The sequence below is a fragment of the Streptomyces sp. NBC_00568 genome (assembly GCF_026341855.1).
Lineage (GTDB): Bacteria > Actinomycetota > Actinomycetes > Streptomycetales > Streptomycetaceae > Streptomyces.
Window position 1 is genome coordinate 3,078,022 of the sequence record NZ_JAPENW010000001.1, and the last position, 11,800, is coordinate 3,089,821.

Annotated in this window: 8 protein-coding genes; 1 reads left to right on the plus strand and 7 read right to left on the minus strand. The window is 68.5% G+C overall.

The genetic code is table 11. From position 1 onward, the window contains the following. Positions 1–32: 32 nt before the first annotated feature. The 6 genes from trxB to OOK38_RS13385 all read right to left on the minus strand — a co-directional run bounded on the left by trxB (position 33) and on the right by OOK38_RS13385 (position 9,461). Positions 33–998, minus strand: coding sequence for a thioredoxin-disulfide reductase (gene trxB / locus OOK38_RS13360; protein ID WP_266760601.1), 966 nt, complete (start codon positions 996–998; stop codon positions 33–35). Between the two features lie 249 nt (positions 999–1,247). Further along, positions 1,248–2,156: an anti-sigma factor gene (locus OOK38_RS13365; RefSeq protein ID WP_266760599.1), complete on the minus strand. Its 909-nt coding sequence runs from the start codon at positions 2,154–2,156 to the stop codon at positions 1,248–1,250. Further along, complete coding sequence (sigM, locus tag OOK38_RS13370) at positions 2,153–2,884, minus strand: RNA polymerase sigma factor SigM (RefSeq protein ID WP_266760597.1); 732 nt, start codon at positions 2,882–2,884, stop codon at positions 2,153–2,155. The genes OOK38_RS13365 and sigM overlap by 4 nt, the downstream gene beginning before the upstream one ends. 68 nt (positions 2,885–2,952) lie before the next feature. Beyond that, on the minus strand, positions 2,953–4,644 hold the full coding sequence (locus OOK38_RS13375; protein WP_266760596.1) for a protein kinase family protein: 1,692 nt from the start codon (positions 4,642–4,644) through the stop codon (positions 2,953–2,955). A gap of 118 nt (positions 4,645–4,762) precedes the next feature. Further along, positions 4,763–7,009, minus strand: coding sequence for a murein biosynthesis integral membrane protein MurJ (murJ, locus tag OOK38_RS13380; RefSeq protein ID WP_266760595.1), 2,247 nt, complete (start codon positions 7,007–7,009; stop codon positions 4,763–4,765). Positions 7,010–7,055: 46 nt separating this feature from the next. Then, complete coding sequence (locus OOK38_RS13385; protein ID WP_266760594.1) at positions 7,056–9,461, minus strand: DUF6049 family protein; 2,406 nt, start codon at positions 9,459–9,461, stop codon at positions 7,056–7,058. Positions 9,462–9,683: 222 nt separating this feature from the next. Between OOK38_RS13385 and OOK38_RS13390 the strand changes: the two genes are divergently transcribed. Then, on the plus strand, positions 9,684–11,150 hold the full coding sequence (locus OOK38_RS13390; RefSeq protein WP_266760592.1) for a CCA tRNA nucleotidyltransferase: 1,467 nt from the start codon (positions 9,684–9,686) through the stop codon (positions 11,148–11,150). Between the two features lie 108 nt (positions 11,151–11,258). Here OOK38_RS13390 and OOK38_RS13395 read toward each other — a convergent pair whose 3' ends face one another. Next, positions 11,259–11,753: a hypothetical protein gene (locus tag OOK38_RS13395; RefSeq protein WP_266760590.1), complete on the minus strand. Its 495-nt coding sequence runs from the start codon at positions 11,751–11,753 to the stop codon at positions 11,259–11,261. Positions 11,754–11,800 lie beyond the last annotated feature (47 nt).

The following is an 11,800-nucleotide window of genomic DNA, read 5'->3' on the forward strand; positions in this document are numbered from 1 at the left end:
TAACTTGTTGGTGCGGTGGGGCGGACGGGGGATCAGACGGTGGCGGCCGCGGCGGCGGTCTCGCTGTCCGCGAGGGAGGCGAGGTAGCGCTCGGCGTCGAGGGCGGCGGAGCAACCGGTACCGGCAGCGGTGATCGCCTGACGGTAGGTGTGGTCGACCACGTCACCGGCGCCGAAGACACCGGTGAGGTTCGTGCGGGTAGAAGGCGCGGCGACCTTCAGGTAGCCCTCTCCGTCCAGGTCGAGCTGGCCCTTGAAGAGCTCGGTACGCGGGTCGTGGCCGATCGCGATGAACAGACCGGTCACCGGCAGCTCCGAGGTCTCGCCGGTCTTGAGGTTGCGCAGCGTCAGGCCGGCCAGCTTCGGGTCGCCCTTGATCTCGGCGACCTCGCTGTCCCAGACGAACTTGATCTTCGGGTCGGCGAAGGCACGCTCCTGCATCGCCTTGGAGGCGCGGAGGCTGTCCCTGCGGTGGACGATCGTGACGGACTTCGCGAAGCGCGAGAGGAAGGTGGCCTCCTCCATCGCGGTGTCGCCACCGCCGATGACGGCGATGTCGTGGTCCTTGAAGAAGAAGCCGTCACACGTCGCGCACCAGGAGACGCCACGACCGGAGAGCGTGTCCTCGTTGGGCAGTCCGAGCTTGCGGTGCTGCGAACCCGTGGTGACGATCACGGCCTTGGCGCGGTGGACGGTGCCCGCTGTGTCCGTGACGGTCTTGATCTCGCCCGTCAGGTCGACGGCGACGACATCGTCCGGAACGAGCTCGGCACCGAAGCGCTCGGCCTGGGCGCGCATGTTGTCCATGAGCTCGGGGCCCATGATGCCGTCCTGGAAGCCAGGGAAGTTCTCCACCTCGGTGGTGTTCATCAGCGCACCGCCTGCGGTGACGGCGCCTTCGAAGACCAGCGGCTTCAGCGACGCGCGCGCGGTGTAGAGCGCCGCCGAATAGCCGGCGGGCCCAGACCCGATGATGATCACGTTACGGACGTCGCTCACGGCTTGATTCCTCGTCTCTGGAGACTGCTGCGTACCGGTGGGAGCCTCTCTCAGTACTCTCACCCCACCCAACGGATCCTAAGGGGCTTCAATTCCCGCTGTGTCAGGGCACACGGAGACCGGGTGCCGGACAGAGATGCCGTGCGGCGTCTGGGCAGGACACCACCCGGCGTCGAAGCGTCAGGGCGCGCGATCGAGAGGGCCGGGATCGTACCCGCCGAGGTGCTCAGAATCCTGAGGACGACGTGTTCAGGACCGCGCGTACGACCGCGTCAGCAGGAGCTTGCCGGGGGACGAGGAGGCCTGCTTCGCACAGGCCGATTCGACGATGTAGGCGGTGACCTTCGTGTTGTCCGCGTCATTGGACAGTACGAGGAGGTAGACGCCGGTCCCCTGGTACGTGCCCTCCTTGGCGGCGAGAAGCGTTCCCTCGTCTCCGGCCCCCTGCGTGACGCACTCGGGAACGCTGGGTGTCGGGGAGAGCAAAGTGCTGACCCCGCCCGAGTCGGTTCCGGTGCCCTGGGATGCGACACCCCAGGGCTTCGCGCTACCGGAGTGCTCTCCCGACTTCTTGGTCTTCGTGAGAAGACCCGAGACCTCGCTCTGCAATGTCTTCTCGGAGAAGGTGCTCCGTGCTCCCGTCTCCTGTCCCGTCGCGGTCGGAGGGCTCTTGTCGGAGCTGTCGCCGCCGAACGACTGGACGAGGATCGCGCCCACCCCCAGGGCGGCGGCCGCGAGGGCGGTCGTGAGCAGTACCGTCCTGCGGCGCCCACGGCGTGCTCGGTGAGGACGGCCCGGTCCGCCGGCCGCACGCGGATGTCCCGTCGGGCGATCGGCAGCCGACGTTTCACGTGAAACATGAGTGCGGTCGCCATCAGCACCGGATGTCTCATCGGGTGCCGTGGCACTCAGCAAGGCCTCGGCGGCCAATGCGGCATCGATGCGTCCGGCCACATCGTCGGGCATGCGAGGCGGACCCGGCAGAGTGCCGAGCAGGCCGCGGATCTCCTCCAGGGAGTCGTGGACGTCGGCACAGAGTTCGCACGCATCGAGGTGCCGGCGTACGTCCTCGGTGCGGGATGGCGAGAGCAGACCCTCGGTGAGGTCGGAGATCTCCGCGACGTCCGGGTGTCCGGCCTTGCCCGTCGTGGATGTCACGCTCGCCCACCTCCGCCCTTCAGAGCAGTTGAATCGCTTGGCCCTGCGTCACGGGATCCCGCCTCGCGCGGTCCCGCTGCGGGTGGGACGGATGTCCCCTGCGTCCGGTTCCGTCCGCCACCCGACTTCTTCCCCTCCTCGTCATCCGAGTTCTCCGTACGGAGATGGGTGAGAAGGGGAAGGAGTCTGGCTCTGCCGCGTGCGCAGCGGCTCTTCACCGTGCCGGTCGGCACATCGAGGATGCGGGCCGCCTCGGCTACGGGGTAGCCCTGCATGTCCACCAGGACGAGGGCGGCGCGCTGGTCGGCCGGGAGAGTGCCCAGGGCGTCGATGAGCTCCCTGTGGAGGTCATTGCGCTCAGCCGGAGCGGAGGCTGACTCGTGAGGTTCGAGGAGCTGTTCCAGGCGCTGCGTGTCATCGACGGGAGACGTCCTTCTGGAGGCCGCCTTGCGGGCGCGGTCCAGGCAGGCATTCACCGTGATGCGGTGCAGCCAGGTCGTGACGGCCGACTGGCCCCGGAAGGTGTGGGCGGCCCGATAGGCCGAGACGAGTGCGTCCTGGACCGCGTCAGCGGCCTCCTCGCGGTCTCCCAGCGTCCGCAGGGCCACGGCCCACAGGCGGTCGCGGTGACGCCGTACGAGCTCACCGAAGGCTTCGGGATCGCCTTCGACGTGGCGGGCCAGGAGGTCCTGATCGCTTGCGTCGCCGTACGCGGCTTCGTCGGCCATCGGACCTCCCTCCCCTCCGTCGACGAGCGTCAGCCGGTGAACTTCACATCCGTGATGGCCAGGGTGTTCTAGCTGGTCACCTTGATGTCCACCACTCTGCCCCGGTAGGTGCCGTCATCCGTTTGCGGCAGCTGTGTCAGCCAGACCAGCAAGTACCGTGTCTTGACGGGTTTGACGGGCTTGAGTGACACGGCCGTACCCGAGCCGTTGGCGACCTTGGAGTAGCCGTTGAAGGAGAGCGGCTCCTTGGCTGTGTCACCTGAGGCGGCGCGCAGTTCGACGGAAGTGGCCCCCACGAAGGAGACGGTCACCTTCCCGACTTGCTGGACCTTGCCGAGATCGAGGATGACGCCGAGCCCTGGCTTCAACCGTCCGAAGTCCGCGCTCTTGTAGAAGTCCGTCTGCCAGTACGTGCCCGAAGCGCTGTCGTAGACCTTGTCTATGTCGGAAGGCTTTTCGGAACCGTCGCCGAACGGGTCGAAATCGCGCGCACCGCTGATCGCGATCGGCTTGACCGGCTTGGTCTTGTCGCCGGTCTTGTCGTTGCCGTCCGTCGTCTGGGTCTGCTTGGTGTCGTCGGACTTGCCGTGATCCATCAGAGCGTCCGCGAGCTGCCAACTGCCCAGGCCCAGAGCGGCGATGAGAAGCGCCGAGACGGCCCACTTCAGCGCCTTGCCGGTACGGCTCTGCAGCGGGGGCGGCGGAGCCTGCACAGGCTGGGGGACGCCCGGACGCGCCGACTGGCGGCCGTAGGTGCCCTGCTGGTACGTCGTGCGCTGATACTCGGGCGGTGCGGTGAACACGGGCTCCGGCGGGCGGATGCGCGGCATCTCGCTGATCGCCTTCACGAGCTCCTCAGGCGTGGTGCACGGGGACTCGTGGCGGGAGGCGGTCGCGCCGTCGTTGGCGAGCGCGCGCATGGCGAGCTCCGACAGACCTCGGTGGACACCGGCGCGCACCTGGTCGGGCGCGATGAGCCCGACGCCCTTGGGGAGCCCCGACAGGCCGTAGGCATCGTTCTCGTACGGCCAGCGCTGGGTCAGGGAGGCGTACAGGAGTGCCCCGATCGCCTCCGTGTCGGAGCGCTGAGGAGTGTCGGAACTGATGCCGCGGAGTGCCGCGTTCACGGCGAGCCCGCGGATGCGCCACTGGCCGGACGACGTGCGGAGCACGGCGCCGGGGGTCAGCTTCAGGTGCGCGAGGCCCTCGCGGTGTGCGGCGGCCATCGCCTGGGAGACCTGACTGACCATCTGGTAGGCCTCGTGCACCTCCAGGGGGCTCGCGGCAAGGAGCGCCGTGAGCTCCGTGGCGTCCGGCAGCCACTCGTGCACCACATAGACAAGGTCGTTCTCCTCGACCGCGTCCAGGACCTGGACGAACCGGGGATCGCCCAGCAGGGCGGAGGAACGGGCCGCCGCCAGTACCGAGCGGGCCCGCGGATGATCGGCGGGCAGCAGGTGCACACCGACGGCACGACGAAGCTTCTCGTCCATCGCGCGCCAACTGCTGAAACCGTCCAGACGGGTGACGCACTCTTCGAGGCGGTAGCGCCTGGCGAGTTTGTGACCACTGTGCAGTTCGGGCGGTGAGGCCTTTCCGGGACTCTCGGTCCCGCCGCTCCCCTGTGCCTCTTCGCTGTCCGTTTCCCGCTCCCGGTTTTGGGCCACCCCGTCGGACGTGGTTTGGTCCGCCTTGGCGGTCAGCGGTTCGTCACCGCTGTTGTCTGCCACGTCGACGGCAGCCGTGCTCCGTTCCGCCACCGTCGTCCCTGCCTCCCCATCCGTTGCGCGCTGTCCGACGCAGAAACCAATTGTGCCCACAGTCCGGCGCTATGCACGACACACGGCGACAGACGATGGTTGTGCACGTACCCCCGCCTCAGCGCCCCAGGCGCCCGCGGACCATTCCGACCATTGAGTTGAGTTCTTCGATGCGCATCTTGCGCGCGGCGATGTAGAAGACACCGAGCAGGGCGATCGATCCGACGACGAGCGCCGCGATCGAACCGAACACCCCGTGCCCGAGGGCCTGGGTGATCGCAAAGCCTACGGCGCCGCCCACCACGGCGCCCGGGATGGACGCCAGGCACAGACGCGCGTACGTGCGCATCACGCGGGCGCCGTCCAGGTCGCCGCCCAGCCGCCTGCGCAGCCGCTGCCAGGCCACTCCGACGCCCACGGCGTACGCCAGTCCGTACGCGCCGGCCATGCCGACGACCGCCCACTGTGCGGGCAGCACCACGTAACAGACGGCCGACGCCGCCGCGTTGACGGCGGCCACGATGACCGTGTTGTAGAAGGGGGTGCGGGTGTCCTCGTAGGCGTAGAAGCCACGCAGGACCACGTACTGCACCGAGAAGGGGATCAGGCCGAGCGCGAAGGCCATGAGGACATAGCCCTGTGACTGGGCGGCCTGGAGGCCGCTGGAGCCGAAGAGCAGGGTGCACATGGGGATGCCGAGCGCGACGAACATGAAGGCGACCGGGACGATCGCCACCGCCGAGGTCCGCAGACCCTGGGAGATGTCGTCACGAACGGCGCCCGGGTCACCGTCGTGGGCCGCTCGCGAGATCCGCGGAAGCATGGCCGCCATGACGGAGACCGTGATGATCGCCTGCGGCATGCCCCAGATCAGCTGGGCGTTGGAGTAGGCCAGGATGCCCGCTCCGCTCTTGCCCGACGCCTTTTGCGCGGCGGTCGCCAACTGCGTGACGACGAGGACGCCCGCCTGGTTGGCGAGGACGAAGAGCACGGTCCACTTGGCGAGCTGGACGGCCTTGCCGAGGCCGTGGCCCCTCCAGTCGAAGCGCGGACGGAACCGGAAGCCCGTCTCGCGCAGGTACGGAACCATCGCCACGGCCTGCACGACCAGGCCGAGCAGGGTGCCGATGCCCAGCAGCCGGAGGCCGTCCGGCGGGATGTTGTTCACCGACATGCCGGAGTGCCGGGCGGTCCCGTAGACCCAGAGGAACAGGCCGAAAGTGGAGATCATGACGATGTTGTTCAGGACCGGAGTCCACATCATCGCGCCGAACTTCCCGCGGGCGTTGAGGATCTGGCCCATGACCACATGGACGCCCATGAAGAAGATCGTGGGCAGGCAGTACCGGGCGAAGGTGACGGCCACGTTGTTGGCCGCCGGGTCGCTCGCGATGGCGTCCGACATCAGCTGGATCAGCAGCGGTGCGATAAATACCGCGGCGGTGACGATCACAGCGAGGGCGACCATGACCAGCGTCAGCAGACGGTTGGCGTACGCCTCGCCACCGTCGTCGTCCTCCTTCATGGACCGCACCAGCTGGGGCACGAAGACCGAGTTGAGTCCGCCGCCGACGGTCAGGATGTAGATCATCGTCGGCAGGGTGTACGCGACGGTCCAGGCGTCACCGAGCGTCGCCGCCCCCAGAGCGGCCGTGATGATCATGGTGCGTACGAAGCCGGTGAGACGGGACACCAGCGTGCCCGCCGCCATCACGGCACTCGACTTCAGCAAGCCGGAGGCACGGCCGCCGGACTTCGCCGGAGCGGCCGCGGGCGCTGATACCGGAGCCTCGGCGGCGGCCGGAGCCGGCTCAGGCGCCGGCGCCGGAACCGCGGGGGAGGCATAGGCGTGACGGACGCCGCCCTGCTGCTGGTCGCGGAAGAGGTGAGCGAAGGCGTCTGGCTCATGCTGCTCCTCCCCGGCCTGGGTGACCAGGTCGTCCACCCCTACGTACTGGGTGGTCCGGGCGTCGTCGCCGTACGGCAGGTGCCGCGTCGGCCCGGCCGGCTCCGGAGGGGGCGTCTGGGCCCACACCCGCGGGTCGGGGGCGTACTGCGGCGTGGGCGGCTGGGAGTAGAGCGGCTGCTGGGGCGCGTACGTCCCGGGCGCCGGCGGAGGGTGCGCGGCACGGTCGTAGAGCGCCTCCGCCACCGGATCCTGAGCCGAGAGGTCCTGCGCCCGGTAAGGATCCTGGTTGTAGGCGTCCTGGAGGTACATGTCCGCGGGAGCCCCCGGCGGCATCTGGCCGGGCTCCGGCGTGCCCTCGGGGTAGCCGGAGCGGCCCGCGTCCTGGTCCGGGTAGTCCTCGGGGTAGCCCGAGGATCCCGCGCCCTGGCCGCGGTCACCGTCGTACGGCGCGTTCATGGTTACCCCACCTCATCGTCCCCGGGCCCACCGGCCACGACATCGCTCAACGGTCCACTCTCTCACCCGTGCCGGACGGGTCGGCGCTTTCCGATGCGGTGTCCGGTGTCGGGTCACTCGGCTGCTCCGGGTCGTCTGCCCCGGACACCGAGCCGGAAGCCCGTTCGGGACCGTCCTCGGAGTCTTCAGTGTGCTCAGTGTCCACGGTGCCGTCCGTGTCCTTGCGCACACCCCCCGCCTCGGGACCGTCCTCCTGCTCTCCCTCGGCCTGCCGGGCCGCCGCGCGCTTACGCTGCGTGTACATCCGGAAACCGGCGAGTACGAGAAGCAGGACACCGCCGCCGATGACGAGCATCACCGTGGAGGTGATCTCGGTGACCTTCACCTCGAAGGAGACCGCATCGCCGTACGGCTGCCCGTCCTCCGTGTAGAGCTGGGCGGTGACCTTGACCGGACCGTTGGCCTTGGTGGAGGTCGTGAACTTCACCGACTGACTGTGCTCGCCCGCGACCTGGATCGGCTGCGGGCCATTGCCGATCTTGAGGCGGGTGGGCTGCCCCGACGTGAGGCGCAGCACCAGATGGTCGACGCCCTGCACGAGGTTGTTCTGGACCGTCACGGGGATCGTGGCGCTGCGCCCCGAGAGCTTCGCGTCCGACTTCTCGATGAGATGCACCAGGCCCATGAGCCCGTCGAGGTAATTGTCCACACCTGTGCGGAAGGCCTTCGCCTCCGTCGGGCGACCACGCCAGGACACGGACATCCCCCGGTCTATGGCCCGGCCGAACGGTGTGACCACACGGGACTCGTCGGTGAGGATCAACCGGAACTTGTCGAGCTTGCTCTGCGTCTCCTGGATCCGTGCGAAGGCCTTACTCGGCAGTTCCCGGTGGCGCAGTGCCGTCGGGTACGAGGACGTGGGCGGCACCTTGGTGGTGGCGCCGGGGTCCGGCTTGGCCTTGGCGGCCTCGGCCAGCCCCTGGGACTCCGACCAGGTCCCCTGCTGGAGCACCCGCAGCGCCTCGGCCATGGACTGCGCCTGACTCGCGGTGGGCATCCGCTGCGGGGCGACGACGATGCTGCGCTCGTCGTCCGACTGCTGGTTGATCATCAGGCTCTGGGCCAGGAACTTCTGGACGGCGAGCGTGGAGTTGTCGGCCTTCAGCATGTCGCCCTGGAACGCGGTGGAGAGCCGCTCGTCCGCGACCACCGCCGTCGTCCCGCCACCGATGGGGCGTGCGGCGCTCGGCGTGTACGACAGGCCACCCGTCTCCCGGAGGCTGTCGCTGCGGGCGATCACCTTGTCCGCGCCGGCCGAAGTGGCCACCTTCACGATCGACGGGTCCACGGCTCCGTCCACGGGCCAGGCGAACTCCGTGCTCGGCTTCACGTGGACGATCGTCTCCACCGTGTCTGCGGCCACATCGGTGGCGTCCTTGAGGTGGCTCAGGGAACCGGTGACCACCTTGCCGTGGTGGGCGAGTGAGGCGAGGTCGGGGTCGGCGAAGGGGAGCGCGACGACGTTCTGGTTCTGGACCGCCTTCTCCAGCTTGTTGAGCCAGGCGTTGGCCACCGCCCGGTTCTGCCCGGCGACGGTCGTGCCGTCCTCCTGCTGGATCCGGTACCCGCCTCCCATGGCGTCGACGGAGGCCAGCAGGTCCGGGTCAAGGACCCAGGTGACATCGAGTCCGCTGCCGAGCGACAGGAGCTGGTCCAGGCGCCCGCCCGGGGCGATCTCCGCGGCCAGGTCGTCGTTCTTGAAGACGGGCGTCTGCTGTTCGTCGGAACCGGTCTCCGCCGTGAGGTGGACGGTGGAGATGAGCGGCCAGAGGTAGGTCGTCCTGGTTTTCGTGTCCGCAGCGTCGGGCTGCCAGGGCAGGAACGTCCGCTCGATACCGAGGACCTGGTCCCACTGCTGAGCGGTGGTCCGGCCCGTGAGCGAGACTCCGAGCTGATAGACGCCGTCGGCTCCGAGGTCGAGCTCCTTGACGGGCACCGAGATGCTGAAGTGCTGCGAGCTCCCGGAGGCGAGCTTGGCGACCTTCGCGACGTACTTGCCCCCGACCTCCGCCGCGTCGAGGCCCGGCTGGAAACTGGTTCGCTTCGCGACGGTGTCGATGGCGGAGCGGGTGTTCAGGGACGGCCCGACGCGGATGCCTACGTGGGCATCCGTGACGGTCTGCCTGCTCTTGTTGGTGACCGAGCCGGAGACCGTGATCGTGTCGCCGTCAGTGGGGGTGCTGGGGCTCAGCGAGTCGAGGCTGATGTCGACCGTGCCGGACCCCGTGGCATCGGCCACAGAGGCCCGCTCAGCGGCTTGAGAGGGGGTACTCAAGGGCAGCTGGAGCAGCCCGGCCAGCAGCGGCGCCCCGGCCAGCAGTGCACCGCTGCGCCGGAGCCACCGGCGGGCAGGTGAGGGACTCGTCCCTTGGAAGTCTGCCGCCTCGGCCACGCGCTCGCCCGTCCTCGTCGTCGTCAGTGGTCGTCGGAATGTGCGTCCACGCATGGTAACGATGTGCGCTGAGAGGAAGTGCCGCGGAGTGGTCCACAAGATCGGGGGACAGCTCCGACTGTCCTGTATGTGCGCGTATTGAGGCGGCGAAGAGAGAAGGGGCACGGAAGTGAGATTTATCGGGGCGCCCCCGGGGGCCTCGGCCACGTACCCTTTTCTGTTGTGCCGAACGCCAATGAAGACAATTCCAGTGCCCTGAGCCAGGTGCAGCGCCGCGCGGTGAGTGAACTGCTGCGGGTCTCCCCTGTCGCCGACGAGCTCGCCCGCCGTTTCCAGGAGGCGGGATTCTCGCTCGCCCTGGTCGGTGGCTCGGTCCGGGACGCGCTCCTCGGCCGGCTCGGCAATGACCTGGACTTCACGACGGACGCCCGACCCGAGGACGTGCTGAAGATCGTCCGGCCCTGGGCGGACGCGGTGTGGGAGGTCGGGATCGCCTTCGGCACGGTGGGTGCGCAGAAGGATGCCCGTGTGGGCGATGTGGAGCAGTCGTTCCAGATCGAGATCACGACGTACCGCTCCGAGGCGTACGACCGGACCTCGCGCAAGCCGGAGGTGTCGTACGGCGACTCCATCGAGGAAGACCTCGTGCGTCGTGACTTCACGGTGAACGCGATGGCGGTCGCGCTGCCGGAGAAGGAGTTCATCGACCCGCACGGCGGTCTGGACGACCTGTCCGCTCGCGTCCTGCGCACCCCGGGCACCCCGGAGGCGTCGTTCTCCGACGATCCGCTGCGGATGATGCGGGCCGCGCGGTTCGCCGCGCAGCTCGACTTCGAGGTGGCACCCGAGGTCGTCGCCGCCATGACGGACATGGCCGGGCGTATCGAGATTGTCTCGGCGGAGCGCGTACGGGACGAGCTGAACAAGCTGATCCAGTCCGCCCACCCCCGCAAGGGGCTCACGCTGCTCGTCGACACCGGGCTCGCCGACCATGTGCTCCCGGAGCTCCCCGCGCTGCGGCTGGAGAGCGACGAGCATCACCGGCACAAGGACGTCTACGAACACACGCTGATCGTTCTGGAACAGGCGATGGCCCTGGAGGAGAACGGGCCCGATCTGACCCTCCGGCTCGCCGCGCTGCTCCACGACATCGGCAAGCCGCGGACGCGTCGCTTCGAGCAGGACGGGCGGGTCTCGTTCCACCACCACGAGATGGTGGGCGCCAAGATGACCAAGAAGCGTATGACGGCGCTCAAATACTCGAACGATCTCGTGAAGGACGTCTCACGTCTGGTCGAACTCCATCTGCGTTTCCACGGGTACGGCACCGGCGAGTGGACGGACTCCGCCGTTCGCCGCTACGTCCGGGACGCGGGCCCGCTGCTTGACCGTCTCCACAAGCTGACCCGCTCCGACTGCACCACGCGCAACAAGCGCAAGGCGACCGCGCTCTCCCGTGCCTACGACGGCCTCGAGGATCGCATCGCCCAGCTCAAGGAGCAGGAAGAACTCGACGCGATCCGTCCCGACCTCGACGGCAACGAGATCATGGGGGTCCTGGGTATCGGCCCGGGCCCCGCTATCGGTCAGGCGTACAAGTTCTTGCTGGAGCTCCGACTGGAGAACGGCCCGATGGAGCACGACGCCGCGGTGGCGGCGCTCAAGGAGTGGTGGGCCGAACAAGGCTGAGGGACGGGCGACGGCGTCGATGTTTCACGTGAAACATCGACGCCGGGCGACACGAAGGGGCGGTGTTTCACGTGAAACACCGCCCCTTCGCACATCTGGTTCTGCCGGCTACTTGTTGTCCCCCAGGCAGAGGGTGAAGGAGTCGCCCGTTTCCTTCCACGTCAGCGTCGCCGTCGTCCCCGCGACGCTCTGGCACGTCAGCTGGGCCAGTGAAGCGCCGTCCGCCTTCTTGAGGACCTTGTGCGTGGCCTTGGAATCCGTGCATTCAACCTGCACCACGTCCGGGTCGTTGTCGGAGCCCTTGTTGTAGAGGCAGTCGCCGACGGCCAGCTTCTTGGCGTCCTCGCTGTCGCTGAACAGCCAGCCGCCCACAATGATGGAGACACCCGCGATGGCCACGATTATGCGCAGGTACTGCTTGAAGCCCCGCTTCGGGCGCTCCGGCGGGACCGGGGCGTACCCAGCGGTCGGCTGCTGCGGGAACCCGGGCTGACCCGGCTGCTGCGGGAATCCCTGTGGGGGCTGCTGGCCGTACGGGTTCTGGCCCTGGGGCGGCTGGCCCTGAGCGAACGGGTTCTGGCCCTGGGGCGGCGGAGTTGTCACTTGGGGGTCCCCCTGGAACGTAGGCACGTGACGCGAATAAGACCCAC